Consider the following 26,380-nt stretch of genomic DNA (forward strand, 5'->3'; position numbering starts at 1 on the left):
GTCTTTACCTGCGTCAGTCTCCATAAATTCCTAATTTCGGGCGGGCCCATTCCTAAGGCTCTGCGGGCGGGGCATGCTCCCGACACCGGAAGAGAAGCACAGGGCGTGAATTGATGTCGTTCGATATTGCCGAGTTGAAAAATAACAAGCTGTGCTTCGAATGCGTCGGCGAGAGCTTTCTAAAAAGAGAAATGCTGACCCACGGCAAGGTCGCTGAGTGTTCGTATTGCGGCACTCAGCAAGAGAGCTACACGCTCGCGACCATGGCAGAGCGGATCTCCGAAGTGTTCAACGAGCACTACAGGCGCACCTCCGATCAGCCCAATTCCTTCCAGCAGATGATGCAGGCGGATAAGGAGGGGACCTATGAGTGGGAACGGGATGGCGAGGAAGTCATCAATGCCATCGCCAACGCCGCCGAGATCTCCGCCGATGCCGCGCGAGACATCCAAGAGATCCTCGACGACGAGAACGGTGACTACGACGCCTCTATGAGTGGTTTGGAAACCGAATTTGCTGCGGAATCCTACTATGAGGAAAGGAGGTCGACCATCGATGCCTGGCATGGGGAATGGAGCTCATTCGAGCGATCGCTGAAGACGGAGGCGCGCTTCTTCAGTCAGACGGCCACGAAACACCTTGTTTCGGTATTTGGCGACATCGAGACGATGCGAACCAAGAACGACGGCCCCCTGCTTGTCGATGCTGGTCCGGGCACGCCGCTGGAGGCCTTCTACCGGGCCAGAGCGTTCCAATCCGAGGACAAGCTCGTCGAAGCCATGGGCCGGCCAGACAAGCATCTGGGATCGGCCCCTGCGCACCTATCGAGTGCAGGACGGATGAACGCTCGCGGCATATCGGTATTTTACGGCGCGAGCACGGCTCTCGTTGCTCTTGCCGAGGTCCGACCTCCAGTCGGCAGCCAAACCCTGGTCGGGCGGTTCGAGATCATCCGACCTCTGCGCCTGCTCGATCTCACGGCGCTGAGCGATGTCGTGGAGCGCGGAAGCATCTTCGACCCAAGCTTCGGAAGGCGGCTAGAGCGAGCGATGTTCCTCCGGTTCCTGAGCAAGAAAATCACGCGACCAGTGATGCCGGACGATGAGGCTTTTGAGTACCTGCCCACTCAGGCGATCGCCGATTTCCTCGCGACCCAGAAGGAGCCTGCGATCGATGGCATCCTGTTCCCATCGGTGCAGGCGGCAGGCGATGACCTGAATGTCGTGCTCTTCCATAAGGCCGCACGCGTCGAAACCTATGAGGTGCCGAAGGGGACGAGGATCGAAGGCAAGACCTACGAACAGCATGCCGATGGGGAGGACATCGATTATTCCGTGATCGAATGGCTCCCGCCCGAGGAAAGGAAGATGGCCGCTCCGTCACCCGGCTGGCCGGATTTCGCCGCGATACATGGCAACCCTTGGATCGAACCCGACGTGGATAGCAGAGAGCCGGCTCTGCGCGTCGACATGAAATCGCTCAGAGTCCACCACGTGGACAGGGTAAAATACGACACCACCGACTACCGCGTGTCGCGCAATAGCTACCAATGGCGGGATGGCGGATTCTAACGTGACGGACAGCGCGTCGGCGGTGGGAGTAATCTAGATGGGTGGAGCGGCTGCTTCCGCGGTGGCGACCGCAATGACGACGGCTGACTGGGCGTTCGTCGTCTCGATCTTCTCGGCGATCGTCTCGCTGGTCAGCCTGGCATGGACGGTGTGGAGCAAGTGGCTTCACCCCAAGCCAAAGATCCGGATCGGCTTTGCCGTCATGCACATCATCGACGAGAACGGTAAGTCCCCTCCCTTCCTAGAAGCAAACGCGACGAATTTCGGTCCCACAGACACGACGATCACTAACCTCGTCGCCCGGTCACGCGCGGACGGCTGGTGGTACAAACTCGGGCGAGACAGGTGGACTTGGGGCGTGATGGTCACCGCCAACAACATCCCCGATGCAATCCATGCCAGAAGGGCCGCCCATGGCGGCATGCCAGTGACCGGTGGGAGAGAAGTTCTCAACCTACCTGCCGTTCCGGCACGAACACCTCCGTGATGACAACGACGTCGACATCGGCTTCAGCGACATCTTCGGCCGGTATCACTGGGCGCCTAGAAAGAGCCTCAAGACGGTGGTTGGCAGCATTAGAGAAAAGTGGCCCAAGGTGACCGACGGCAAGGGGGAGTAGGGCGATGGAACCGTACACGAAAGGCACCGCCGAGATCCGGCACCGGACGACCGGGGTCGTCTACGAAATCGAGAGCGACGAACTCGAATGGGAGCAGAACGGCGGCGAAGAGCGGGGCATGGGGTCCGAGCTGCGCTATGAGGCCATCGTCGAGCACCCGCATCTAGGGACACTCACTTGGGCTTTGTGGGAATACCCGCTCGGGATCGAGAATAACGACGACACCGATGTCGGCCGGCATGAGGTCATCAAGAACTTCGACTTCGGCCTTGAACATGTGCCGGACGCGGAGGACGAGTATTGGCTCAATGACGATACCCCGCCTGATCCGTTCCGAATCTACCACGATTCTTATCACATGACCGGTGACCTGCTAGCCGACCATGGTGGGCTAGGCGGGGGTCATCTCCTCAACCGGATGATCTTCTCACATCAGATCACGGCGCTCGAAGCTTACCTAGGCGACACCCTGATCAATGCGACGTTGAACGATCCCGCGGCGATGGGCCGGTTGATGGAGAAGGACACTGAGCTGAATAAGCAGAAGTTCACGCTGGTGCAGATCGCCGAGGAGCCTGATCTTGTCGAGAGACGCGTGCGGACCTACCTCCAAGAGATCCTCTATCACAACCTGGAACGGGTGAACTTCCTCTATTCGACCGCCTTGCAGTTCCAGATCCTGYCGTTGGCGAAGGATAGCGCTGCGCTGATCGCAATGATCAAGCTCCGTCACGACTGCGTTCACCGGAACGGCTTCAACAAGGACGGAACGCAACTTACGATGTTCACAAAGCAGTATGTCCAGGCTGCTGCCGATATGATCCGGGAGTTCGTGGAAAAGATCGAAAAACAGGTGCTGTTGGTCAGTAGGCCACCTCAGCCGAAGGCTGCTAGGCGGGCCAAGTCGACCTTGTTCCCCAACTCTCCTTAGGGCGCCCTCCCGATGCAACATACCGCATGACGCTGCATGAAAAAGTGCCAGCAGTTGCAATAGTGGGACGTAAAAAGCGCGCAGGCGCATCATCTCTCGGCGCACTCGGAAAATGGATTTGAATGCGCCCACAAGCTGACATTCCGAAAGTCGGGTGAAGGGCCACCCGTGGCTGCTCGATCAACAGGCCCAGCAGACTGCCCTGAAGCAGACGTTCCGCATGTCTGCAAAGGGCCATCTTCCCCCGTCTGGCGCTCTGCCGCGAACGTCTCACTTGGGTCGCGAGCGGCCATTTCGCCAATAACCGACATGGGTGGCTAGCTGAAGTTCGCTAGGTCCGCTCCGCAGGACCGGATGTGCCCATATCGGCCCTTGGGATCACCTCTGCCAGCGCCCGAAGGCGGACGTTAGCCGGTTCTCGCGTGGAAAATTTGGAGGGAGCGGCATGTCCATTCAACGGCGAGGTTGGCGACAGCGGCGGCTATAGCACTATTGAACTATAGGTCGCCGTGACGCTCGCGATCTGTTTTGCTTTTGCTTGCCGGAGAACACCGCGTGCCTGCAGTTTGGATACTGGCTGCAGCCGACGAACGAGCGCCCGGTCTTCGTTTTCCTTTCGACCAACTGACCAACTCGGCAGGCCGGGCATCGCTGTAGCGCTTGGCCGTCGATGGTTTCGAAGCGGATCTCCTCACCAGCGGCCTCGCAGAGTTCTTGGATGTAGCGCGAGGGTCGGGCACTGTCGGCCAGCATGAAGACGCCGCGGCTGGCCCGGGTCAAGGCGACGTAAAACAGGCGTCGTTCCTCTGCGTACTCGAAGGTCTCGGGATTGGGAATCACTAGGTTCAGCAGCTCGTCGTCTTCGACACGGCTCGGAACACCATAGTCGCCCTCGCTGATGTCGAGCAGGATAGTGTAGTCCGCTTCGAGACCCTTCGAGCGGTGGAAGGAAAGCGCCGAAACCTCGATATGCGCGAATGCCGGCATACGGCCGGCGAACGGATCGAGATGGTTGTAGCGCCAGAGAACGAGTACTCTAAGCTTCTGGCTTGCCGTGTCGCGCCGCTGCTCCGCGACGATGCTTCCCAGGAACACATCCAGCCGGGATAATATCCGCAGGCAGGCTGCGCCGAAGTCCGGCCTCTTCTTTGCGCCTTCGATCGGGATGACGCGGATCGATTTGGGTATAGCGGGCCGTATAGACCGTACCGACTTCCTGAGTTGCTCTGGGTTCCGTTGAACGAAACGCGCAGCTGTCTCCGCGATTAGCTGGTTGCAGCGGTAAGTTTGCTCGAGCCGACCTTGCCAACTTGTGCCGAAGTTCGGCTCGAATCTTGTGAAGAGGGTCACATCCGAGCCAGCAAAACGGTAGATAGACTGCCAGTCGTCGCCCACGGCAAAGAGTTTGGAGAACGGCTTCTGGTCTCGCAGCGACTTAATGAGTTTAGCCCTGGGTCCAGATATGTCCTGGAATTCGTCCACTAGGATCAGCGAGTACGGACAGGTGTATCGTTTCGTCTCAACCAGCTGCGTCGCGTCGGCGATCATGGAATCGAAATCGATCCGTTCGGCATCCACGAGCTTTTTGGAATAGGCTTGGGTGATTCTGTAAACGACGCCCGAAAATATCCGTGCGCGTTCCTTATCTTGGAGCGACTGCGCAAGCTGCAGCAGCGTATCGAGCGTCAGGTGGCTCGCCCGGATGTGCTTGACGCACGTGCCGATGATCTGGTGGTAGTGCCTGACCACCACTGGCTCCAGCGCCTTCGCAATATCGCTATACTGCTTCGCCACGAGTGGTATCCCGCGACGCTCAAGTTGCTCGCGCATGACATCGAAAATCGTGCCGTCCTTGGCCTGGGCGGATCGCGTCTCGAAAAAGTCGATCTGCCCGACCTGATAGTCCCGGCGCTTTGCCTCGGCGTGGACGACATAGTCCTCGAACGGTGAGGCGCCGTTTGCATCGATCGCGAAATGCTCGTGCACGGTACCGGTCGCCGGATAATAGAAGTCGGGATGAATATGGCGGACGGCGCCTTCCGCGTCCCGCACCTCGACCTGTCGTTCGTATTCGAACGCGACCGAGTTCAACCAGAGCCAGTTGGCGATCGACTGTTCCTGCAATGATTTGACGTAAATTCCGGCCAGCGAGCCGATCGTCGCCTTACCCCTGGTCCGCCGCTCCGTGACGTATCGTTGGTAGTCAACCTCGCTGTCGAACGTTTCCCGGGGGATATCGGCCTTGGGATGCAAGACCAGGAGATCAACCCAAAGTCGCATAAACTCCCCGTCGGAGCTGACTAGTTCAACGATGATTTCCTCAATCGCCTTGGCTTCCCCGGCGGGATGTTCGACCCAGTTGGCAAGCTGGGGCGGCCGCCCGTCGACCTCCTGGATTATGCCGCGGCCCAAAGCGTGGAAGGTCGTCACACGACATTCAAGTTTGTCGGGCTCCACCTTCAATTGCCTGGCGATGCGCTCCCTAAGCTCACCGGCCGCCTTCTTGTTGAAGGCCAAGACCAGTATTTCGTCAGGGCGTACTAACTTCTTCGCGAGCACATACGCTACCTTGCCCACCATTGTGGCGGACTTGCCCGATCCCGCCGACGCAATGAGCAGGTTGTTGTCCTCGAGGCGGATACAGGCCTCACGCTGCTGCCCGGACAACGACCGGCCGTCCAGGTCGTCGAAGAACGCCGCAAAAGCGGCCAATTCGGCCACGACGAACCGCTCGTTGTAGTGATGGCGCACGTTCGGATCGGTTAGGAAGGAGTGGGAGGCCGGCAAGGCGGCCTCGAGCGTCTGCGCCATCCGCCTGGGATCGAACAGGGGGTGCGAAAACGCCGTTGCCGCCTTTCCTGGCACGCCGGCAATTGCGCTGGCGAGGTCCGAATTCGCCAGATACCGGTGGTTGTCCGTCACGACCGCGCCGAGTCTCGCGTCGATCTCGCGCAGCTGATCAGTCTCGGAACGGATCAGCTCGCCCAGATATTCGTTGACGAACGCCACGAGGTCGGCCGCGAGTTCGTCTGCGGCGTTTCGGCCGAGGCCCGATAAGCGATCCACCTTGGTCCTCGAGCGGATCTCAACGGCGTGCCACAGGGCCCCTTTCGCGGTTTGGACCGACACGAGGTCTAAGCATTCCAACTCGGTCTCGCCGCCGCCCGACACCAGGCAGATACCGGCAGTCGAACGCTGACCGGGTGTCAGTTTCCAGTTCTCGCCGGAGAACAGTCGGGCGAATAGTCCGGGACGATATGTGCGGGCGCGCTTCAGCATGGCTGTCTTAATCGAGAACATGGCGAGCGTGAGCTTAGCAAAGTGCGAGTTGACAGGGCTCGACAGCTGTTTGCCCTCGAGAGCGGAACGTCAACTATTTGCTGAATGCGAACATAGCGGACGGGCAGCTTCCGGCCCTGGCCGGCGCACGCATCAGACTGTCTGAGAGCAGACGTTGTCAGAGTCCGGAATGGGCCATCTTCCCCAATCTGGCGCTCTGCCGCGAACGTCTCGCTTGGGTCGAGAGCCGAACTCTTGTCAGCACACTCGTAGCGTCTGCTTCTTCGGCAATGCGCCAATGTCCGCATCTGGCGCGGGACGGAAGCGCCTTCACGCGCCTTCCAACTCTTGTGGTCCGCGATGGCCACGCGACCGCCGCTTCCGCGCGCTCGGAGCAACGCAGTAGGTCGCCGCCGTGCCGCCGTGCCAAAGCCGATGTGAAGCTCGCGCCGAACGCTGGCCGGAAACCCCGACCGTGGCGATCACAAATCATGAGGAGTACCGTGTGGTGCTCGAACGCATTGGCCAGATCGAGGATCTCAGGAAGATCAGCGATTCCGAACGCCTCGAATTGAGCATGCTGAGAGCTRCAGTCGAGGATTATCAAGCCCTATCCGATTGCAGCTCCAAGCCAACGGCGTCATCTGATCTTGTCTAGCCGCCTCGCTACCTGAGGCGAGACGCCACTAGGCGTGCGGCGGCGCCATCGGCGCGACCGCCGAGTAAGATCTCACGCAAGCGACGGAGATCTCGGTGACGGAACCGGTGACGAACGGGTATCCGACAAAAGTCGTCTACATCGGCGCGCCTATCGTACTGGTGTTAGACCCGCCGATCTGTATGGTTTGCCCCAAAAATTAATGGGGGGATCAAACAAATAATGCCCGAAAAATATAAGGGMTTCGAGCTCAAGGGGAGCACGCTTCGCAAAAAATGCGAGGTTGCGATTAATCTGGGCGACAAGCGGCACCACATCGCCACAGGCGATACAATGGACGACGCCTATATCGCAGCCCGTGCCTGGCTTGATCGGTCCTTTGCTGCTGCAAAGCAGGGCCGACGCGAAACCCACATCGCAACTGCTGAACAGTATGAGACGTACCTTCGCACCCAACTTCTAAAGCGGTACGAGCGCGCGATGCTGGCGGAGAACGCAGCCGGAATCAAAACGGCAGGCGAGCTCGCTCGCGCTGCTGGATGGTCGGATTACGGGACGGCGAATCTCCATTACGGCAAGTTGGGTCGAAAGGTCGGTGAGGCGCTTTCGCTGACCTTCAAGAAAATGGAACATGATGGATCGGATTTTCTGATCAGCGCTCTCGCCAACGAAGTTAGCGGGACTAAGACAGAGCGCGTGAATTGGAAATTTGAGATGCACCCAGAACTTGTGCAGGCACTAAAAACCGTTGGCATTGTCGAGTAGCCGTTGGCGATGGTGATTTCACCCCGCACGCGTCATTGGGGGCCTCGGCGCCTCGGCGCCTCTGGTTCTTCGGCAGCGGCGAGTGGTGTTGATCCGCCCCCGCCGAGAGGTCCGGGTTGAATGTTAGTGGGCGGTTGGCAACGGCAGCCGCGCGCTTCCCGCTATGACGTCGTGAAGACCGCGCTATCTCGCTAGATTGCTCTTTTCGGGTAGAACAGCACCTCCTCACGTCAGCCACAGCGGGGCTTTGATCGCCGGAGGGGCATATTCGAAATAAACCGAGTCTCCTCGGCGGAACCCGTAGTCAGGGACCCCATTAGCTCGCGTGACACGATTCTGGTCGGCAATGAAGCCATTGGGAGTCCGATTTTCGGTGAACTTAGCGGATTGGTGTCGGGTTATTCGTGTGCAAACCGGCATGCGATTGGCCGCACATAATCGACATTTTTCTTAATCCTACAGGCAACAAATAACTGATAAATTTGACGGCCCCTACGCTCGAAATTGCGGAGGCTAGCTTCGGCGCCCAATGGGAAACAAGCCGCGCCGATACACATGTTGGCCCAGCGCAATTCGCTTAGAGACATTGCGGCACTGCATAATCAGAGGATTCTCGCTCCTCAAGGAGTGAATTCCAGGCCAATAGCGTTTCGAACAGTTGGTTCGAAGTTACGCTATTCGGGCGCGCCATTTTTGGCTCCTTCTCAGGAGCACTGCTTACGGTTCGTTTTCAGGGCCATTTGTAAGCTTTCATTCAAGCACGATTCAGCGCTCTGCACTCGGCCGAAGGCCATGGGGTGGTCGATCTTCGCCAACGCGTGTCGTTCTGCCAGCGATCGATCCGGCCGCGTGTCGGTCATGTGCCCGGTCGTCCCATGATTTCGGCGCGGTTCGCGCGATCATGGCCCATTTGACCCCACGCGCCTATCGCGGGGCCTGCTGGGCCGAATCGTCGTGCATCCAGTCTCTCGATCGCCTGCTGAGCATTCCCCGTGAGCAGGGTGGTTGTTGCCGCTCCTTGTCGACCGCAAGGCAGCGCCGCTGCCAAGCGCTGGCGACTGCGCGCCAATTCGAAGCGGCGTGGCTCAGCGTGAGATCCGACGAACGACCGGGCGCAATGGACTGAGCATGATGCGGCACCGTCACTGCTCAGATGCTGCGATCCGTTTTGGGGGCGAAGCCGAAGAGATTGCCACCCGATCGGTCCACGGCAGGGGAACAGCTGCCGTTCAAGGACGTTGCGCAACCAGGAGGACGCGCGATGAAGGCTTCAGTGATGACGCTATTGCTACTCACCGCATTGGCGGCGAGCGCCTGCAACACGACCCAGCAGAGGATCGGCGGTGCCGCTGCCGGAGCGGGAACGGGCGCACTTGTCGGTGGTCCGGTCGGTGCGGTCGTTGGGGGCGCTGCGGGGGCGGTCACGGCTCCCACCGTGGTGCGCGCAACACGGCGTGCGACGCGTTAGCCGTAGGCGCTGAGCGGCCGCTGACTTCGGACCATTTCAGCCTCTTCCACCGCCTCAGGCTCGGCGCGGACGCATATCATCGCTTGCGGGTTGCGGGTGGTTCAGCCGTAACGCCCCTCGAGCCGCCGATCGATCCCTAGTGCCGCGAGCGTGCAGAGCGCGCCCGAGAGCAGATAGACGCCAACCCAGGCGAGCCCGAATTGGCTGGACACGGTCAGCGCCACGAGTGGCGCGAAGCCCGCGCCGAGCAGCCAGGCAAGATCCGAGGTCAGCGCTGCGCCGGTATAGCGGTACTGGGTGCCGAAGCTCGAGGCCACGGCGCCGGCAGTCTGGCCGTAGGAGAGCCCAAGCAGGCCAAAGCCGATGATCACGTAGATCGTCTGCCCGGCCAGGCTGTCGCCGAAGAGCAGGGGGGCGATGATGCTCGACAGGCTGAAGAGCGCGATCATTCCGCCAGAGACAAGGAGCGTGTTGCGGCGGCCGATCTGGTCGGCGATCAAACCGGAGGTGACGATCGCGCCGAAGCCAACCACGGCGCCGGCCGCCTGCACCATCAGGAATTCCGAAACCGAACGTTCGGTGAAGAGGTTGATCCAGCTCACCGGGAAGATGGTGACGAGGTGGAACAGCGCGAAGCTCGCCAGTGGCACGAAGGCGCCGAGGATGAGGGTGCTGCCGCGCGCCCTGACCAGTTCAAGGACCGGCATGGGCATGAGCTCGCGGGTTTCCATGAGCTGGGCGAACTCGTGGGTTGCGACCATCCGCAGCCGCGCGAACAACGCCACGACATTGATCGTCAGCGCGACGAAGAAGGGGTAGCGCCAACCCCAGTCGAGGAAATCTTCCCGCGACAGCGAGCCTTCGAAATAGGCGAACAGCCCGGCGGCAAGGATGAAGCCAAGCGGAGCACCGAGCTGTGGCAGCATGGCGTACCAGCCGCGGCGGCCGGCGGGCGCGTTGAGGGCGAGCAGGGAGGAGAGCCCATCCCAGGCTCCGCCGAGCGCGATGCCCTGCAGGAGCCGGAAGATCGCGAGAATGATGCCGGACCAGATGCCGATCGTGGCATAGCCGGGCAGGAAGGCGATGGCGGCCGTCGCGCCACCGAGGAGGAAGAGCGCAACGGTAAGCTTGGCCGCGCGGCCGTGGCGACGGTCGATCGCCATGAACAGCACTGTGCCGATCGGGCGGGTTATGAAAGCCAGCGCGAAGATCGCGAAGGCATAGAGCGTCGCGGTCAGCCGGTCGGCGAAGGGGAACACCAGCTCGGGAAAGACCAGAACGCAGCCGAGACCGAAGACGAAGAAGTCGAAATATTCGGAAGTCCGGCCGATGATCACGCCGATCGCGATCTCGCCGGGCGAGACATGGTCGCGCCCGTGCTCGTCCGTCAGGTGGCCCGATGTATGGTTCGCTGCCTCAGCGCTCATGACCGGGAACCCCTCGTTATCGGGCGGGTCGGATCGTACGGGCTTGCCCGCACCTCATGCAAATGGATACGGTGGATCGCAGATACCCGTCAAACCTTCGCAATGGGACAGATTGTCTGATGGGTGATGCGAAGGAATGGGCATAGAGAAGGTTGTTCCGGCGGCAGGGAGGTCTCGAGTCTCTTGCGGATCCTTCGATTTCTAACGGTTCTGCCTGTTTTCGCGATGCTCGGCGGCTGCCAGATGGTACTCTTGGCACCGTCCGGCGATGTTGCCGTGCAGCAGCGAAACCTGCTGCTGACCTCCACGGCGCTGATGCTCCTGATCATCGTGCCGGTGATGGCGCTGACGGTGTTCTTCGCCTGGCGCTACCGCGCTTCGGCCAACGCGACCTATGACCCCGACTGGCACCATTCGCTGCCGCTCGAGGTGGTGATCTGGGCGGTTCCGTTGCTGATCATTATCGTCATCGGTGCGATCACCTGGATGGCCACGCATCTGCTCGACCCCTACCGGCCGCTCGGGCGCATCAGCGCGGCGAAGCCGGCTGCCGCTGCGAGGATGAGCGAGAACGCGCCACCGCAAGGGCCGTTGGTCATCCAGGTGGTGGCGCTCGACTGGAAGTGGCTGTTCCTCTACCCGGAGCAGGGCATCGCCTCGCTCAATGAGGTCGTGGCGCCGGTCGACCAGCCGATCGAATTCCGGATCACGTCCTCCACCGTCATGAATTCCCTCTTCATTCCGGCGCTGGCGGGGCAGATCTACGCCATGCCGGGCATGCAGACGAAACTCAACGCCGTGATCAATCATCCCGGCGATTTCGAGGGCTTCTCGGCCAATTACAGCGGCGCCGGCTTCTCCGACATGCGCTTCCGTTTCCGCGGCGTCGACCGCCAGGGCTTCGAGGCCTGGACCCGAGCCGCGCGCGAAAAGGGCGGGCCACTCGGACGCGAGGAATATCTGGTGCTGGAACGCCCAAGCGAGCGCGAGTCGACGCGGCAGTTCCGCGATGTCGCACCGGACCTGTTCCAGGCGGTCCTCAACATGTGCGTCGATCGCGCCAAGATGTGCACGCGCGACATGATGGCGATGGATGCCAAGGGCGGCGGCGGCAGGGAGGGGATCTCGACCGTGATGGCGCTCGAATACGACAAGAGCGTGCGCCGGGGCGGGCAGCCGATGCCGCCGCGCCCCTTCGTCACGGCGATCTGCACACCCGCCGACGTCTACGGTACCGCGGGCGTCACCGCCCGCGTTGCCAACTGAACCGCGTCCGAGATGGTCGCCGCTAGCGAGACGAGGGATCCATGACCTCCTATCCCGAATGGTGGAAGCTGGTGTTCGGCCGTTTCACCTTCGAAGCGCTGCCGCTGCACGAGCCGATCCTGGTGGCGACCTTTGCTGTCGTGGTGCTCGGCGGCCTTGCGCTCCTCGTGCTGATCACGCGGATGAAGGCCTGGGGCTATCTCTGGAACGAGTGGTTCACCAGCGTCGACCACAAGAAGATCGGGATCATGTACATGATCCTGGGGGTCATCATGCTGCTGCGCGGCTTCGCCGACGCGCTGATGATGCGGGGCCAGCAGGCGATCGCTTTTGCCGGCAGCGAGGGCTACCTGCCGCCGCACCATTACGACCAGATCTTCACCGCCCATGGCGTCATCATGATCTTCTTCGTGGCGATGCCCTTCGTCACGGGGCTGATGAACTTCGTCGTGCCGTTGCAGATCGGCGCGCGGGATGTCGCCTTCCCATTCCTCAACAATTTCAGCTTCTGGATGACGGTGGGCGGCGCCGTGGTGGTGATGGCCTCGCTCTTCATCGGCGAATTCGCCAAGACGGGCTGGCTTGCCTACCCGCCCCTCTCAGGTGCCGCCTACTCACCCGGGGTGGGCGTGGACTACTATCTCTGGGCGCTGCAGATCGCGGGCGTGGGCACAACGCTCTCCGGCGTCAACCTGGTGGCGACCATCATCAAGATGCGCGCGCCCGGCATGGACATGATGAAGATGCCCGTCTTCACCTGGACGTCGCTGTGCACCAATGTCCTGATCGTCGCGACCTTCCCGATCCTGGCGGCGACGCTCGCGCTGCTGACGCTCGATCGCTATGTCGGCACCAACTTCTTCACGAACGATCTCGGCGGCAACCCGATGATGTACGTGAACCTGATCTGGATCTGGGGGCACCCCGAGGTCTACATCCTGATCCTGCCGGCCTTCGGCATCTTCTCGGAGGTGGCCTCGACCTTCTGCGGCAAGCGGCTCTTCGGCTATGCCTCGATGGTCTATGCGACGGTGGTGATCACCATCCTGTCCTACCTCGTCTGGCTGCACCATTTCTTCACGATGGGCTCGGGCGCCAGCGTCAATTCCTTCTTCGGCATCACGACGATGATCATCTCGATCCCGACGGGCGCGAAGATCTTCAACTGGCTGTTCACGATGTATCGCGGCCGCATCCGCTTCGAGCTGCCGATGATGTGGCTCATCGCCTTCATGCTGACCTTTGTCATCGGCGGCATGACCGGCGTCATGCTGGCGGTGCCGCCGGCCGATTTCGTGCTGCACAACAGCCTGTTCCTGGTTGCGCATTTCCATAACGTCATCATCGGCGGCGTCGTCTTCGGCATCTTCGCCGGCATCGCCTACTGGTTTCCGAAGGCCTTCGGCTTCAAGCTCGATCCGTTCTGGGGCAAGCTCTCCTTCTGGTTCTGGGTCGTCGGCTTCTACGTCGCCTTCATGCCGCTCTATGTGCTCGGCCTGATGGGCGTGACCCGCCGCTTGAATCGCTTCGAGGACCCCTCGTTGCAGATCTGGTTCGTGATCGCGGCAATCGGCGCGGTGCTGATCCTGTTCGGCATCCTTTGCTTCCTCATCCAGATCGCGGTCAGCATCATCCGTCGCGATGCCTTGCGCGACACGACCGGCGACCCCTGGGACGGGCGCACGCTGGAATGGTCGACGTCCTCGCCTCCGCCGGATTACAATTTCGCCTTAACCCCTGTGATCCACGACCATGACTCGTGGTCCGACATGAAGAAGCGCGGCTATCAGCGCCCGCTCGCTGGCTTCCGGCCGATTCATATGCCGAGGAATACCGGGGCCGGTGTCATCATCGCGGGCTTCGCGACGCTCTGCGGCTTCGCGCTGATCTGGCACGTCTGGTGGCTGGCAGCGCTGACTTTCGTGGGCGCCGTGGCGAGTGTGATCACGCACAGCTTCAATTACGACCGCGACTTCCACATCCCGGCAGAGACCGTACTGCGCGAAGAGGATTCGCGCAGCAAGCTGCTGGCCCGGGCCTGAGGAATGATGATGGCGAAGGCGGCAGCACAGGTCCCGGTCCGAAACGGCGCCCCGACGTTCTACGTCACGGAAGAGGAGCACGAGCACTCCGGCGGCTCCACCATGCTCGGCTTCTGGATCTACCTGATGAGCGATTGCCTCGTCTTCGCGGTGCTGTTCGCGACGTTCGGGGTGCTGGGGCGCAACTACGCGGCGGGGCCGTCCGGCGCCGACCTGTTCGATCTCAGGCTGGTGGCGGTCAATACCGGCCTGCTGCTGGTCTCCTCGATCACCTATGGCTTCGCCATGCTGGCGATGGAAAAGGGCCGGCAGGCCGCAATGCAGAGCTGGCTCGTCGTGACCGGCCTGTTTGGCCTCGGCTTCCTCGCGGTCGAGCTTTACGAGTTCGCCCACCTGATCCACGAGGGCGCGACGCCGATGCGCAGCGCGTTCCTCTCTTCCTTCTTCACGCTGGTCGGTACGCACGGGCTGCATGTCACTTTCGGCCTGATCTGGCTGGTCGTGCTGATGAGGCAGGTCGCAAGACACGGACTGATCGAGGCCAATTGCCGCCGGCTGATGTGCCTGAGCATGTTCTGGCACTTCCTCGACATCGTCTGGATCGGCGTCTTCACCTTCGTCTACCTGATGGGCGTGCTGAAATGAGCGGAAGCCAGAATCACGCCGAGCCGCATGGCGAGCACGGGGACGCCCATGGCGCTCCCCATGGCAGCCTGCGCGGCTACATCACCGGCTTCGTGCTTTCGGTCATCCTGACCGCGATCCCGTTCTGGCTCGTCATGAATGACGTGCTCGGTCACGCGACTTTGACCGCGCTCGTGATCATGGGTTTCGCGGCGGTGCAGATCGTCGTCCACATGGTCTATTTTCTTCACATGAACGGCCGCTCCGAAGGCGGCTGGTCGATGATGGCGCTGATCTTCACCATCATCATCGTGGTGATCGTGCTCTCGGGCTCGCTGTGGGTCAYGTACCACCTCAACGCCAACATGATGCCGAGCGACATGCACAGGATGTGAGGCTGGCGTCGTGACGTTCCCGGACGCGGGGCAGGGGCGCCGACCGCGCACGGCCCATGTCGTTTTTGTCGCCGCAGCCTGCGTGCTTGCGCTCATCTTCGCAGGGCTCGGCATCTGGCAGATGCAGCGGCGGGCCTGGAAGCTCGACCTCATCGTCCGTGTCGAGGCACGCATCCACGCGCCGCCAGCGGCCGCGCCCGGGCCGGCGGAATGGGGCAGGATCAACGCCGCCACCGACGAATATCGCCGCGTTGCATTGCAGGGGCGCTATCTCCCCGGGCCGGAAACGCTGACGATGGCGGTGACGGAGCGCGGCCCCGGCTTCTGGGTGCTGGCGGCGTTTCGAACGGATGCCGGCTTTACCGTTCTCGTCAATCGCGGCTTCCTGCCGGAGGGGCGGCGTGGGCCGGACGAACGCCGCAAGGTTGCCGGCGAAGCGGCGAGTCCCATCGGGTTGCTGCGGCTGAGCGAGCCGGGTGGCGGCTTCCTGCGTGCGAATGATCCCGCCGCCGGGCGCTGGTATTCCCGCGATGTCGTGCAGATCGCGCAGGCACAGGGCGTCGGAGAGGTCGCACCCTATTTCGTCGATGCCGACGCTGTCTCCGAGCCTGGCCCGCTGCCGCAGGGCGGGATGACACAGGTCAGCTTCCGCAACACGCATCTTGTCTACGCGCTGACCTGGTTCTGCCTTGCATTGATGAGCGCGGGGGCGGCGGCCTATGTGATCCGGGGCAAGGCCGACGAGCCGCCGTCAGCATAAATGCAGCGAACCCGCGGCTTCCGAGGTTCACCAAGCCTCATCGTCCTTGCCAGGTCGGCGCGCGCTTGGTGAGGAAGGCCTCGATACCCTCTCGGAAATCGGCGCTCATATAGCACATCAGGATGAGGTCGCTTTCCCTTGTGCGGTCGGATCTGGTGATCCGTCGCATCGCTTCCTTGGTCGCGCGCAGGGTCAGCGGTGCATGGCCAGCAATGGTCGTGGCCAATTCCTTTGCCCGCTCCATCAGCGCGGCATGGTCGGAGACGAGTTCAGTGTAGAGACCGATCCGGTGGCCCTCGTCGGCATCCATCAGCCGCGCGGTAAAGACGATGTCCTTGACCCGCGCCGGTCCGAGCAGGGTGGCGAGCCGCGCATAATTGTTCATGGACAGGCAATTGCCGAGCGTGCGCGCAACCGGGAAGCCGAAGCGGGCGTTGCGCGTCGCAATCCGGAGATCGCAGGCGCAAGCGATGCCGGCGCCTCCGCCCGTTGCCGCTCCCGAGATCGCCGCGATGGTCGGAACCTGGCAACTTTCGATCTTCTGCAATGCACCGTCGATGCGTGCCTCATAGGTCAGCGCATCCTCCGGCTTGTCGAAGGCGCGGAACTGCGAGATGTCCGTTCCGGCGGCGAAGGCTTTCTCTCCCGCCCCGGTCAGAACCAGAACCTTGGGTGAGCCATGGCCCTTGAGATCGGAGCAGATCTCGGCGACACGGTCATACATCGCAAATGTCAGCGCGTTGCGCGCCTGCGGCCGGTTGAGCGTAATCCAGCCGATCCCGCTGTCGACCTCATAGCAGATCTCGTCACTCATCGATTCCTGCTCTCCTTCCTGCAGCCGGCATCAGGGGAACCGCTGTCGCCGGCGCCCGGCTGGAGCGCGGCGTCGGACCGGCGTGCGCCGGAACCTGTGTCGGACATCGTTTCAAGCTCAGTCCCTCAGGGCCTGGACCACGAAGGAGAAGCCGCCGAGCGCAACGACGCCGTCGAGCAGCAGCGTGTGGACCTTGAGCGGTATGCGGGCGAGCAGTGCTCTGGCGAGCCAAGCGCCCGGAAACATGCAAAGCCCGATCACCGCACCGAGCCAGACCTGCGCGCTGGTCAGGACTGCTGCCTGCCCGAAGACCAGTGTCTTGGTGAGATGCATGGTGAGACCGACGATCGCATCGGTCGCGACCAGCGCTGCACCGCCAAGCCCGGCGCCGAGCAGGATCGGGATCATCAGCAATCCGCCGCCGATCGTCGTGCCCGAGAGAAAGCCGAAGAATGCTGACGCGACGAGAACGCCGGTCGGCCCGATCTCGAAGCGCCGGCCGGCGAACAGGCGCTTGAGCACCACGATCGCGATCAGGAAGATCCCGAGCACCAGCCCGATCGCCGCCTCGTCGAGTCGGGTATAGAGCACCGCTCCGGCAAGGCAGCCGGGGATCGCCGCCGACAGGATGCGCCTCGTGACGGGCCAGTCGATCAGTGTCCGGAAGGCGCCGACGCGCGCGACATGACTGAGCAGCATCGCAACGCTGATCGTCTGCACCACGGAGGCGACGCCGATGATCGGGGCCAGCACCAGCGACAGCACGATCGCGCCGCCCGAGCCGGTGAGCGCACTCAGCAGCGATCCGACCAGGGCGGCTGTGCCGACGGCGAGCGCCGTCACAACCTGCACGGCCGATCCGAGCAAGGCCGGGTCGGCCACGAGGCTCATGGCAGATAGGCTCCGCCATTCACATGCATGGTCTGGCCGGTGAGATAGCGCCCGTTCGGCCCGGCAAGATAGCGCACCATCGCCGCGACCTCCTGCGGCCGGCCGCGGCGTCCGACCAAGGTGGTGCGGTGTTTGTGATGGTCCGGCTCGGCGGCGGAGTGGCCGCCGCGCACCGTATCGATCAGGCCGGGGGAGACGAGGTTGACGGTGATCCCGCGCTCGGCCAGCTCCTGCGCCAGCGCTTTGGTGAGACCGTCGAGTCCGGCCTTGGCGGTGACGACATGGGCGCGTTGCTTCGCGCCGGTATAGGCTGTCAGTCCGCCGATGTTGATGACGGCGCCTGCGCCGCTCGCGGTCAGCGCGTCCAGCGCCGCCTGCGAGCACAGGAACGGGCCGTCGAGCGTGACGCCCAGCACCTGATGCCATTGCGCCAAGGTCATCGCATCGAAGGCCACTTCGCCACGGATCGCGGCATTGTTGACGAGGATGTCGATCCGGCCGAAGCGCTTGAGCGTGGCCTCGACGGCGGCGCGGACCGAGCCAGGGTTGGTGACATCGGCCAACTGCCAGGCGGCACGACCACCCTCGGCCTCGACTGCGGCGACCATTTCGCCAAGCCCTGTCTCGTCCGAGAGCGCCACGCCCATCACCGCTGCCCCACCGGCGGCGAGTTCGAGCGCGATGGCGCGCCCGATATTGCGGGCTGCTCCCGTGACCAGCGCAACCTTGCCGTCGAGTTCAGTCATCGCTCAGCCCCGTGCCGCCGAGAGGTCGACGCTGCCGCCGGCGCCGAGCGTGTCGAGCGCGGCGGCCATCTGCTCAGAGCGCTCGCGCGCCCAGCTCCCGAAGGCGGCGTTGTCGTGGAATTTCTGCAGGATATCGCCTGCGGAAAGAGGTTCATGCGCCCCGCCGCGCATGTGCGGCTGACGCAGCTCGCGTAGCGAGCCATCCGTGAGGGTAGCCCTGATATGGCCGCTGAAATTGCGCGGATACGCGTCTTCTGGATTGACGACATAGGACACCTTGGCGGCCAGCGCCCGCACGCTCGCCTCCGCCACGCGCTCCTCGGTGAATTGCCCAAGCCCGGCGCCGCCATCGATGAAACCGACGGCGACGCAATAGGGCGTCGAGAATTTTGCCGCATAGGCGTTGGGCGGCGCCTGTTTCAGCGCCAGTGGTTCCCAGAGCCGGTGCACCGTGCCTTCGCCGACCTCGCATTCGAGGCTGACGATGTCCTGCGCCTTGATACCCTGCTGCGCCAGTGCGATGGCGCAGTCGACGAAGGGCTGGGTCATCGTTCCGCAGGCATAGGGCTTGAAGGCGAGTGTCTCGAGCACCCAGCTCTCGCCCAACCCGTCGAGCAGCGGCGTGAAATCCGGTGCCTTCGACGGAGCGAAGGCGCGGTAGAAACCGTGATGGCCCTCGATCACGGTTGCGGGTCCGAGGAAGCCGGCCTCGGCCAGCAGGGCGGCCCGGATGCCGGCCTGCGCTGCCGCACCGGCATGGAGCCGCTTGGTCCAGCTGCCGTCGGCGAGATATTCGATGATGCCGGAGGCCAGGCTGCCGGCGACGCCGATGGCATGCGCGATCAGCTTCGGGGGCAGGCCGAGGGCGCTCGCCACCGCGGCGGCAGCTGCGGGAGCGCCGATCACCGCGGTCGGGTGAAAACAGGCCTTGTGAATCGCTTGCGGCGTCACCAGGCTCATTCGGCACATCAGCTCGGTGCCGACTGCAACACCGCGCAGCACGGCTTCGCCCGACAACCCGCGATGCTCCGCCGCCGCCAGCACGGCCGGCACGATCACGGCGCCGGCGTGGATCGGCCCGCCCTCGAATGTATCGTCAAAATCCTCGCCATGCGCCGCGGTGCCGTTGACCAGCGCGGCGTCATAGGGGCCCAGGCCCGATGCATGGCCGATCGCGGTTGCCTTGCCCGACGACGCGGTCGAGGCCAGGGCGGCGCGGACATAGTCGGTGCCACGCGCCGCGACGCAAAGCCCGGCGACGTCGAGCAGCAGCAGGCGGACGGTCTCCCGCGCCTTGGGGCTCACCCTCGCATGGGCGGCGAAGCTGGCGAGCCGCAGCGCGACCGGCTCATCGGCGATCGAAGTCTGGTGGTTCACGCGTGCGCATCCTTGAGCTTGGCATTGCGCGCGTCACGGAATTCGCGGACGAGCGAGAGGGTGACGAAGACGGTCGATGCCAGCAGCAGGCCGACCGCGATCGGGTCTTCGAGGAAGATCGAATGGTCACCGCCGGAGAGCAGCAGCGAGCGGCGATAGCTCGACTCGACCATGTGACCGAGCACGACGCCGAGGATCAGCGGCAGGAACGGATACCCGGCGCGGCGCATCAGGTAGCCGACGAGGCCCATGCCGAGCGCGATGCCGAGATCGGCAAGCGAGGTGTTGAGCGTGTAGATGCCCGACAGGATCAAGGCGAGGATGAAGCCGGCGAGATAGGCGCGGGGCCGGTTCACCAGCCAGACGCAGACGGGCAGCAGCAGGATGCCGACGACGATCTGTGCCAGGGTCGCGATGAACGAACCGAGATAGAGCCCGACCACGACATCGGCATTCTGCTCGAACAGGCGTGGCCCGGGCAGCAGCCCGTGGATCAGCAGGCCGCCGAGCAGCACCGCAGTCGAGTTCGAGCTCGGAATGCCGAAAGAGAGAAGCGGGATCAACGCGGTGCTGGCCACCGTGTTGTTGGCGGTCTCGGGCGCAGCGACGCCCTCCTCCGATCCCTTGCCGAATTTCTCCGGCTCCTTCGACCAGCGCCTGGCCTCGTTATAGGACAGGAAGGCCGCAATCGAACCGCCGCCACCCGGGGTCAGCCCCTCGAATGTGCCGAGCAGGCAGCCGATGAACTGCGAGCGCTTGAGCCTGTTCATCATGCTCAAGCTGGGCAGGCGGACCTTGACCTGTTCACGCAGGCCGCCAATGTCGCGCGAGCCGGACTGCATCATCAACTCGCTGACCGCGAAGATGCCGATCATGATCAGGACGGGTTCGACGCCTCCGAGCAGCTCCGGGCTACCGAAGGTGAAGCGCGTCACGCCCGAGATCGGGTCGGTGCCGATGGTCGAGATCATCAGCCCGACGACTGCCGCGGCGAGACCCTTGAGCAGCGAGCCGTTGGTCATGGAGGCGATGACGCTGAGGCCGAGAATGCCGAGCGCGAAATAGGAGGTTGGCCTGAAGGCGAGTGCGACCCAGGAGAGCGGCTCGGTCAGCATGATCAGCATGACCAGGCCGAACAGGCTGCCGATGACGCCCGACCAGAGCGAGATGCCCAGCGCCTCGCCGGCCCGGCCCTGCTTCTTCATCTCGTAGCCGTCGATCACGGTCGCGGCGGCCGAGTTGGTGCCGGGTGTGCGGATCAGGATGGCCGGGATCGAGCCGCCATATTCGGCGCCGATATAGGTGCAGGCCAGCATCACGATCGCCTGCACCGGCGCCATGCCGTAGGTGAAGGGCAGCAGCAGGGCCATGGTGATCGAGGCCGAGATACCGGGCAGCGATCCGCCGATGATGCCCCAGATGAGGCCGACGATCGAGAACAGGATGATCGGCGAGCCGAACAGGAGGTCGAATGCGATTCCGAGCGAATGCATCATCGTCCCCTTAGAAGAACCAGCCGGAGGGCTGATGCACGCCGAGCAGCTTGACGAAGATCGCCCAGTAGCCGACGGCCCCGCCCATCGCGATCAGCGCGGTTTTCCAGTTCGCCGCCGCGCCCTCGAAGAGAGCGATCGCGCCGATCAGGAGGGCAATGGCGAGCAGGTAGCCGATGATCGGCACGAGCACGACATAGGCCGCACCGAAGCCGAGGAAACCGAGCGCGCGCGGCAGCGGCGCGATCGGGTCGTCATCACCGGGTTGAGTGACTATCGCGGCTGGCTTCGGCGCCCGCGCCAGCGCGCCCTCGATGATGGCGCGGGCCACCAGGACCGCGCCGAACCCGGCCAGGGCGAAGGCGAGGATACGCGGCAATCCGCCCGCGCCGACATCGTCGGCGAGCGAACTCTCCGCGATGTCGCTGATGCCGAGGTAGTACAGGATCGCGATGGCGAGCACGATGAGCCCGCCTGCCAGATCCTTCTGAGCTGTTCGCCCGCTCATGCTACGGTCTTTCCCGACGGGTTGCGCACATGGTCGCTGGAGCGCGGCGTCACTTCAGGACGCCGTTCTCCCTCAGGAAGGCTTCGGTGACGGTGCCGAAGTTCTGGACGAAGCCCTGGTACTGGTCGTGGGGTATGAAGTTCGCGACCAGGCTCTCGGTTCTGTAGACCTTCTGATACTCGGGATCGGCCAGGATCTTCGGCACGACCTCGTCCCAGATCTTGGTGATCGCCGGCGGCAGCCCTTTGGGGCCGGCAAGGCCACGGAATTTGTCGAGCGCGATCGCGTAGCCGGATTCCTTCACCGTCGGGACGTTGGGGAAGGCTTCCATACGCTTGGCATCGAAGGTCGCGAGCAGCCGGATCTTGCCGGCCTCGAGTTGCGGACGAATCTCCGGGATCTCGCCGATGCCGATATCGAGCGTGCCGTTGAGCACGTTGATCATCAGGTCGCCGCCACCCTCATGCGAGACCACGGCGGGGGACACGCCTGCCGCCTTCTTGAGCTGCTCGGCCGCCTGGCGCTCCAGCGAGGCCGGATTGGCCGCGCCCCAACGCCCACGCGAGCTCTGCGCCTTGTCGATCACGTCCTTGAGGGTTTTGTAGGGGCCGTCGGCGCGGGTGTAGATCACCTCCGAGTCGGTGAAGAAGTTCGCCAGCGGCTCGACGTCCTTGTAGCCGTGCTGTGTCTTCGAGAGCAGCGAGGTGTAGATGTAGGTCGGCGTCGTCGCGTAGAAGACGCTGCCATCGGCGGGCGCCGTCGCCAGCCGCGAGACGGCGCGGGCTCCGCTGCCACCCTGCACGTTCTCGATGATGAAGGTCGCCTTGATGTATTTCGGCAGGTGCTTGGCCATCTCGCGCAAGAAGACGTCGCTGCCGCCCCCCGGACTCGAATGGGTGACGAGCGTGACCACCTTATGCGGGTAATCGACCGGCGCTTGCGCGGCGGCGCCGCCTGCCGACCAGGCCGAGAGGCTGGTGGCGACGGCTGTGGCGATGGCCAGATGTCGCATGGTTTCTCTCCCTGAGATCGATGAATGGGCCTCCCTGCTTCGGAGAGGCCTCGTTCGATTGGCGCGGCGGCGCGGCTTCTCCGCGCCAGGCCGTCTTACTGCGCGGCGTTGCGCAGCGGCCGGACTGCCGGCGTGGTGTCGAAGACGAGCTGCTCGACGAGCATCTCGATCCGCGGCAGGGCGTCGACGCCCCAGGCCAGATCGAGCAGCCTGTCCTGGGCGGCGTCGGTGATCGCGCCCTCGGCACACATCCGGAACTTGGCTTCGAGATCGGCGTCGCTGATCGGGTTGTCCGGGCCGCCGCGATAGCGCTCGTCGGCCCATTGCACGAGGGTCCGGCCGTCCTTGGTCTCGACCTCGATGCGCGAGCGGATCTTGTCATAGCCGCGCGCATCGATTTCGGGGTCGTTGAGGATTTCGGTGCGCTTCTGCATGTCCTGCATCGCCGGCGAGGCCACGAACGCGTCGTTGAACTCGTGATGGCTGGCGCGGCGACAGAGCGCGATCATCGAGAGCAGCGCGGGCATCGAGAACTTGGCCTGGAGGTGGTTCTGCGCCAGCGGATAGCGGATCGGCTCGAGGATGTTCCTGCCGGCAAAGAAGCGGATGCGCTCGACCTGCTCGGGTTTGAGGTCATGCGCGAGCACCAACGCCAGCATCGCGTCCATCGATTGGTGGGTCAGGATGCCGGACGGGTAGGGCTTGATGCTGATGCCGGGCTCAGCGATCGTCAGCGTCTCGCCGAAGCCCTGCGGCAGCTTCTCTTCCGAAAGTCCCTCGCCCATCACCTGGAAGAAGCCCCAGGTGCCGTCGAGGGCCGCCGGGTCGGCGGTGAAGCCGCGTGCCGCGAGAAGGGCCGCGGTGACGCCGTTTTCCGAAGCGCGACCGACATGAAGCGGCTTGGTCATCGTGCCGAAATTGCAGCGGATGCCGGCAGCGAAACTCGCTGCGATGCCGAGGGCATGCGCCACCTCAGCGCCCTTGAGACCGAGCAGCTTCGCGGCGGCGGCGGCGGCGCCGAAGGTGCCGACCGTGCCGCTGCTGTGATGGCCACGACGATAATGGCGCGGCGTCATCCATTCCGAGATCTTGCATTCGACCTCGAACCCCGTCTGGAAGGCGAGCATGAGGCGCTTGCCGTCAACGCCGCCAAGGCGTTGCGCCAGCACAAGCGCGGCGGTCAGCGGCGGCACCGAGGGGTGGGTCAGCAGGCCGTAGACATGGCGCGGGTCGTTCGAAACCTGGGTGTCGTCCCAGTCGTGAGCATGGCCGGCAGTGCCGAGCACGCGCGCCGCCAGCGCCGCGGGAACGCGGGTATGGCCATGGCCGATCAGCAGCGCCTCGGCCTTGCCGCCGGTTTCCGCCGCATCGGCCGCCAGCATGCGCACCGAGTCCTCAAGTCCACCGGCCAGGTAGAGGCCAAGCGTATCGATGATGCAGCGCCGGCCGATCCGCAGCGCCTCAGCTGGCAGGCCGTCGTAGCTCGCCCTCTCGATGAACGCGACAGCGGAGGCAGTAACGTGGTTGAGCTCGGTCATGGCGTATCCGGCTTTCTCTTGAACGAAGATCGTCAGCTGGTCAGACGCGTGGGCTGCGCCTCGGTCTTCCGGTAGGCGGCGAGCAGGCGCGCCTTGGCGCGGGCGACATGGTCGGAATGGGCGCGCTGGGCACGCTCGGGATCGCGGGCGGCGATCGCCTCGACCATCTCGCGATGCTCCGAGTTGGAAACCTCCAGGCCGCCGCCCTGCACCAGGCTGCGGGCACGAAACAGGTGCAGCTTCTTGACCAGCCCGCGATATTGTGCGGCGAGCGTGCCATTGCCGCAGGCATCGATGATGAATTCGTGGAAGGCGAGGTTGAGCGGGTAGTAGCGGTCGAAGTCGCGGTGGCGCGCGGCTGCTTCCATCTGCTCGAGATAATCCCTCAACCGCGCCACCTCCGCCTCGCTGACCCGCTCGGCCAGGAGCTTGCCGGCAAGACCGAACAGCACCGTGCGCACGTCGTAGATCTCGATGGCCTCCTCGACCGCCGGCTGGCGGATGAAGACGCCGCGATTGGGGATCAGCTCGACCAGGCCGAGCCCTTCAAGGGCCCGCAGCGCCTCACGCACCGGGCCGCGGCTGGTGCCGAAGCGGATCGCCAGATGGTTTTCGTTGACCCGCTTCCCCGGCGGAATCTCGCCGGCAAGGATCGCCCTCTCGATTTCGCGTTCGAGCACGCCCGAAAGCGAGCGGGTCCTCAGAATGGTCAGGGCATCGTCTGGAATGGTCATAGGTTCTGATATCAGCGTCTACAGAAAACTGTCAACAGTTTGCAATTCTCGAGTTACCATGCTCTCATGAGGTGGTCGCGCGTCCCGGGGAGGGAACAGATCGGCGCAGATCCACGCCTCCCGAGACCGATATCGGGACTTGGGCTTAAGGCTTGGATCTGCCGCCTGCCGCCTAGGCGCGGAGATCCGGTCGGCCCACTGCACAACCGTTCAAGTGCAGCTCAGGGTTGATCGTAGAATGCTTATTGTTGACAATCCTGAGGATTGGCCCTTAGCTCGTATCAAAATTGGGATAGCGGAGCAGGCGTACCCGCTCGCCGCCGATCCAGAAAAACGAAGCCCGGACCCCGGATGTCCAGGCGATATCGCGTCTGGGAGGATGCATTGGCGTTTCTGGAACTTGCCGATCTGACGATGCGGTACGGCGCGATGACGGTCGTCGATCGCGTCGATCTGAATGTCGAGAAGGGCAATCTCGTCTGCCTGCTCGGGCCGTCGGGTTGCGGCAAGACGACCACCTTGCGCCTCATCGCCGGCTTCATCACGCCCAAGGGTGGCGAGATCCATGTCGGCGGGCGCACGATCTCGTCGGCCGGCTGGAGCGAACCGCCGGAGCGGCGGGGCATGTCGATGATCTTCCAGAGCTACGCGCTCTGGCCGCACATGACCGTTCGCGAGAATATCGGCTATGGGCTGTCCCTCCGGAAGATGCAGGCGGCCGAGATCGCGCGGCTCGTCGACAAGATCCTCGACGTCACGCGGTTGAAGCCGCTGGCCGAGCGCTATCCGGGAGAGCTGTCCGGAGGGCAGCAGCAACGCGTTTCGCTGGCACGCGCGCTCGTCGTCGAGCCCGAGATCCTGCTGCTCGACGAGCCGCTCTCCAATCTCGACGCCAACCTGCGCGAGGAGATGCGCTTCGAGATCCGCCGGCTCCACGACGCCTATCGCTACACCACCGTCTATGTGACGCACGACCAGGCCGAGGCGATGACCACGGCCGATCTCATCGTGGTGATGAACCAGGGCCGGATCGAGCAGGCGGGCAGCCCGGAAGAGATCTATGAGCGGCCGCAATCGGAATTCGTGGCGCGCTTCCTCGGCGGCACCAACATCCTGAAGGGCCGGTGGCTCGATGCCGATACGGTCGAGTGCGGCCCGCTGAAGCTTCGCTGCGGCACCGGCGATTTCTCGGCCGGCGGCGATGGCGTCGTCTCGGTGCGCCATCATGACATCGTGCTGGACGCCAAGCCGCAGGGCGACGGGCCGAACCGGGCGCAGGGCACGGTCCTGCGCCAGGTCTATCTCGGCTCGCATCGCGACTACCTGATCGAACTTCCCGGCGGCGCGCAGATCCGCACGGTTGCCGAACCGCACCTCGCCATCGACCGCGGCCAACCCGTCTGGCTGCACTTTCCACAGGAGCACTGCCGCGCTCTCGCCCGCTGAACCGGGGGCGCGAAA

The 26,380-nt window shown here is 63.5% G+C and carries 22 protein-coding genes; 11 read left to right on the forward strand and 11 right to left on the reverse strand.

Annotation, left to right across the window (positions count from 1 at the left end):
- Window positions 1–113: 113 nt before the first annotated feature.
- The 3 genes from AC1DRP_RS14345 (at window position 114) to AC1DRP_RS14355 (ending at window position 3,122) form a co-directional block, all read left to right on the forward strand.
- Window positions 114–1,571 (forward strand): RES family NAD+ phosphorylase, encoded by a 1,458-nt coding sequence (locus AC1DRP_RS14345; protein ID WP_476768797.1) that lies wholly within the window; start codon window positions 114–116, stop codon window positions 1,569–1,571.
- 73 nt (window positions 1,572–1,644) lie between these two features.
- The gene (locus tag AC1DRP_RS14350) at window positions 1,645–2,058 is read left to right on the forward strand and encodes a hypothetical protein (protein ID WP_476768798.1); all 414 of its coding nucleotides are present in this window, start codon (window positions 1,645–1,647) and stop codon (window positions 2,056–2,058) included.
- 137 nt (window positions 2,059–2,195) lie between these two features.
- Entirely contained in the window at window positions 2,196–3,122 is a 927-nt protein-coding gene (locus AC1DRP_RS14355) for a hypothetical protein (RefSeq protein WP_476768799.1), read from the forward strand.
- 489 nt (window positions 3,123–3,611) lie between these two features.
- On the opposite strand, the gene AC1DRP_RS14360 is transcribed toward AC1DRP_RS14355, so the two are convergent.
- Complete coding sequence (locus tag AC1DRP_RS14360; RefSeq protein ID WP_476768800.1) at window positions 3,612–6,401, reverse strand: UvrD-helicase domain-containing protein; 2,790 nt, start codon at window positions 6,399–6,401, stop codon at window positions 3,612–3,614.
- Window positions 6,402–7,392: 991 nt separating this feature from the next.
- On the opposite strand from AC1DRP_RS14360, the gene AC1DRP_RS14365 reads away from it, so the two are divergent.
- Together AC1DRP_RS14365 and AC1DRP_RS14370 are read left to right on the forward strand one after the other, a co-directional pair.
- The gene (locus AC1DRP_RS14365) at window positions 7,393–7,824 is read left to right on the forward strand and encodes a hypothetical protein (RefSeq protein ID WP_476768801.1); all 432 of its coding nucleotides are present in this window, start codon (window positions 7,393–7,395) and stop codon (window positions 7,822–7,824) included.
- Window positions 7,825–9,085: 1,261 nt separating this feature from the next.
- Window positions 9,086–9,292, forward strand: coding sequence for a hypothetical protein (locus AC1DRP_RS14370; protein WP_441492172.1), 207 nt, complete (start codon window positions 9,086–9,088; stop codon window positions 9,290–9,292).
- Window positions 9,293–9,393: 101 nt separating this feature from the next.
- On the opposite strand, the gene AC1DRP_RS14375 is transcribed toward AC1DRP_RS14370, so the two are convergent.
- Window positions 9,394–10,719, reverse strand: coding sequence for an MFS transporter (locus AC1DRP_RS14375; RefSeq protein WP_441505619.1), 1,326 nt, complete (start codon window positions 10,717–10,719; stop codon window positions 9,394–9,396).
- 126 nt (window positions 10,720–10,845) lie between these two features.
- Here AC1DRP_RS14375 and cyoA point away from each other — a divergent pair, with 126 nt between their 5' ends.
- From cyoA to AC1DRP_RS14400, 5 genes are read left to right on the forward strand one after another with little or no spacing between them, the layout of a single operon-like run.
- Entirely contained in the window at window positions 10,846–11,985 is a 1,140-nt protein-coding gene (gene cyoA / locus AC1DRP_RS14380) for a ubiquinol oxidase subunit II (RefSeq protein ID WP_441505618.1), read from the forward strand.
- Between the two features lie 41 nt (window positions 11,986–12,026).
- On the forward strand, window positions 12,027–14,027 hold the full coding sequence (cyoB, locus tag AC1DRP_RS14385) for a cytochrome o ubiquinol oxidase subunit I (RefSeq protein ID WP_476768802.1): 2,001 nt from the start codon (window positions 12,027–12,029) through the stop codon (window positions 14,025–14,027).
- Window positions 14,028–14,036: 9 nt separating this feature from the next.
- Window positions 14,037–14,672: a cytochrome o ubiquinol oxidase subunit III gene (cyoC, locus tag AC1DRP_RS14390; protein ID WP_441505616.1), complete on the forward strand. Its 636-nt coding sequence runs from the start codon at window positions 14,037–14,039 to the stop codon at window positions 14,670–14,672.
- Window positions 14,669–15,046 carry a cytochrome o ubiquinol oxidase subunit IV gene (gene cyoD / locus AC1DRP_RS14395; RefSeq protein WP_476768803.1) on the forward strand — a complete coding sequence of 126 codons (378 nt, stop codon included), beginning with the start codon at window positions 14,669–14,671 and terminating at the stop codon, window positions 15,044–15,046. The genes cyoC and cyoD overlap by 4 nt, the downstream gene beginning before the upstream one ends.
- Before the next feature lie 10 nt (window positions 15,047–15,056).
- The gene (locus AC1DRP_RS14400; RefSeq protein ID WP_441505615.1) at window positions 15,057–15,806 is read left to right on the forward strand and encodes an SURF1 family protein; all 750 of its coding nucleotides are present in this window, start codon (window positions 15,057–15,059) and stop codon (window positions 15,804–15,806) included.
- A gap of 37 nt (window positions 15,807–15,843) precedes the next feature.
- Here AC1DRP_RS14400 and AC1DRP_RS14405 read toward each other — a convergent pair whose 3' ends face one another.
- The 9 genes from AC1DRP_RS14405 to AC1DRP_RS14445 all read right to left on the reverse strand — a co-directional run bounded on the left by AC1DRP_RS14405 (window position 15,844) and on the right by AC1DRP_RS14445 (window position 24,919).
- Window positions 15,844–16,620: an enoyl-CoA hydratase/isomerase family protein gene (locus AC1DRP_RS14405; RefSeq protein WP_441505614.1), complete on the reverse strand. Its 777-nt coding sequence runs from the start codon at window positions 16,618–16,620 to the stop codon at window positions 15,844–15,846.
- Between the two features lie 117 nt (window positions 16,621–16,737).
- Entirely contained in the window at window positions 16,738–17,511 is a 774-nt protein-coding gene (locus AC1DRP_RS14410) for a sulfite exporter TauE/SafE family protein (protein ID WP_441505613.1), read from the reverse strand.
- The gene (locus tag AC1DRP_RS14415; RefSeq protein ID WP_441505612.1) at window positions 17,508–18,257 is read right to left on the reverse strand and encodes an SDR family NAD(P)-dependent oxidoreductase; all 750 of its coding nucleotides are present in this window, start codon (window positions 18,255–18,257) and stop codon (window positions 17,508–17,510) included. The genes AC1DRP_RS14410 and AC1DRP_RS14415 overlap by 4 nt, the downstream gene beginning before the upstream one ends.
- A gap of 3 nt (window positions 18,258–18,260) precedes the next feature.
- Window positions 18,261–19,634, reverse strand: coding sequence for an MmgE/PrpD family protein (locus AC1DRP_RS14420; RefSeq protein ID WP_476768804.1), 1,374 nt, complete (start codon window positions 19,632–19,634; stop codon window positions 18,261–18,263).
- Complete coding sequence (locus AC1DRP_RS14425; RefSeq protein WP_441492162.1) at window positions 19,631–21,127, reverse strand: tripartite tricarboxylate transporter permease; 1,497 nt, start codon at window positions 21,125–21,127, stop codon at window positions 19,631–19,633. Before AC1DRP_RS14425 ends, AC1DRP_RS14420 begins: the two co-directional genes overlap by 4 nt.
- Before the next feature lie 10 nt (window positions 21,128–21,137).
- Window positions 21,138–21,635, reverse strand: a complete 498-nt coding sequence (locus AC1DRP_RS14430; RefSeq protein ID WP_476768805.1) for a tripartite tricarboxylate transporter TctB family protein — start codon at window positions 21,633–21,635, stop codon at window positions 21,138–21,140.
- A 49-nt stretch (window positions 21,636–21,684) separates the two neighbouring features.
- On the reverse strand, window positions 21,685–22,647 hold the full coding sequence (locus tag AC1DRP_RS14435) for a tripartite tricarboxylate transporter substrate binding protein (RefSeq protein WP_476768806.1): 963 nt from the start codon (window positions 22,645–22,647) through the stop codon (window positions 21,685–21,687).
- Window positions 22,648–22,742: 95 nt separating this feature from the next.
- Entirely contained in the window at window positions 22,743–24,185 is a 1,443-nt protein-coding gene (locus tag AC1DRP_RS14440; RefSeq protein WP_441505609.1) for an MmgE/PrpD family protein, read from the reverse strand.
- A 32-nt stretch (window positions 24,186–24,217) separates the two neighbouring features.
- Window positions 24,218–24,919 carry an FCD domain-containing protein gene (locus AC1DRP_RS14445; RefSeq protein WP_441505608.1) on the reverse strand — a complete coding sequence of 234 codons (702 nt, stop codon included), beginning with the start codon at window positions 24,917–24,919 and terminating at the stop codon, window positions 24,218–24,220.
- Between the two features lie 351 nt (window positions 24,920–25,270).
- Between AC1DRP_RS14445 and AC1DRP_RS14450 the strand changes: the two genes are divergently transcribed.
- Window positions 25,271–26,365 carry an ABC transporter ATP-binding protein gene (locus AC1DRP_RS14450; RefSeq protein ID WP_441492158.1) on the forward strand — a complete coding sequence of 365 codons (1,095 nt, stop codon included), beginning with the start codon at window positions 25,271–25,273 and terminating at the stop codon, window positions 26,363–26,365.
- Window positions 26,366–26,380 lie beyond the last annotated feature (15 nt).

The organism is Allobosea sp. 01N443 (assembly GCF_056399325.1).

Bases quoted from the DNA above. Each gene is read 5' to 3' on its own strand.
- AC1DRP_RS14345 (WP_476768797.1), top strand. From the start codon at position 114: ATGTCGTTCGATATTGCCGAGTTGAAAAATAACAAGCTGTGCTTCGAA.
- AC1DRP_RS14350 (WP_476768798.1), top strand. From the start codon at position 1,645: ATGACGACGGCTGACTGGGCGTTCGTCGTCTCGATCTTCTCGGCGATC.
- AC1DRP_RS14360 (WP_476768800.1), bottom strand. From the start codon at position 6,401: ATGCTGAAGCGCGCCCGCACATATCGTCCCGGACTATTCGCCCGACTG.
- AC1DRP_RS14365 (WP_476768801.1), top strand. From the start codon at position 7,393: ATGGACGACGCCTATATCGCAGCCCGTGCCTGGCTTGATCGGTCCTTT.
- AC1DRP_RS14370 (WP_441492172.1), top strand. From the start codon at position 9,086: ATGAAGGCTTCAGTGATGACGCTATTGCTACTCACCGCATTGGCGGCG.
- AC1DRP_RS14375 (WP_441505619.1), bottom strand. From the start codon at position 10,719: ATGAGCGCTGAGGCAGCGAACCATACATCGGGCCACCTGACGGACGAG.
- cyoA (WP_441505618.1), top strand. From the start codon at position 10,846: ATGCGAAGGAATGGGCATAGAGAAGGTTGTTCCGGCGGCAGGGAGGTC.
- cyoB (WP_476768802.1), top strand. From the start codon at position 12,027: ATGACCTCCTATCCCGAATGGTGGAAGCTGGTGTTCGGCCGTTTCACC.
- cyoC (WP_441505616.1), top strand. From the start codon at position 14,037: ATGGCGAAGGCGGCAGCACAGGTCCCGGTCCGAAACGGCGCCCCGACG.
- AC1DRP_RS14405 (WP_441505614.1), bottom strand. From the start codon at position 16,620: ATGAGTGACGAGATCTGCTATGAGGTCGACAGCGGGATCGGCTGGATT.
- AC1DRP_RS14410 (WP_441505613.1), bottom strand. From the start codon at position 17,511: ATGAGCCTCGTGGCCGACCCGGCCTTGCTCGGATCGGCCGTGCAGGTT.
- AC1DRP_RS14415 (WP_441505612.1), bottom strand. From the start codon at position 18,257: ATGACTGAACTCGACGGCAAGGTTGCGCTGGTCACGGGAGCAGCCCGC.
- AC1DRP_RS14425 (WP_441492162.1), bottom strand. From the start codon at position 21,127: ATGCATTCGCTCGGAATCGCATTCGACCTCCTGTTCGGCTCGCCGATC.
- AC1DRP_RS14430 (WP_476768805.1), bottom strand. From the start codon at position 21,635: ATGAGCGGGCGAACAGCTCAGAAGGATCTGGCAGGCGGGCTCATCGTG.
- AC1DRP_RS14435 (WP_476768806.1), bottom strand. From the start codon at position 22,647: ATGCGACATCTGGCCATCGCCACAGCCGTCGCCACCAGCCTCTCGGCC.
- AC1DRP_RS14440 (WP_441505609.1), bottom strand. From the start codon at position 24,185: ATGACCGAGCTCAACCACGTTACTGCCTCCGCTGTCGCGTTCATCGAG.
- AC1DRP_RS14445 (WP_441505608.1), bottom strand. From the start codon at position 24,919: ATGACCATTCCAGACGATGCCCTGACCATTCTGAGGACCCGCTCGCTT.
- AC1DRP_RS14450 (WP_441492158.1), top strand. From the start codon at position 25,271: ATGTCCAGGCGATATCGCGTCTGGGAGGATGCATTGGCGTTTCTGGAA.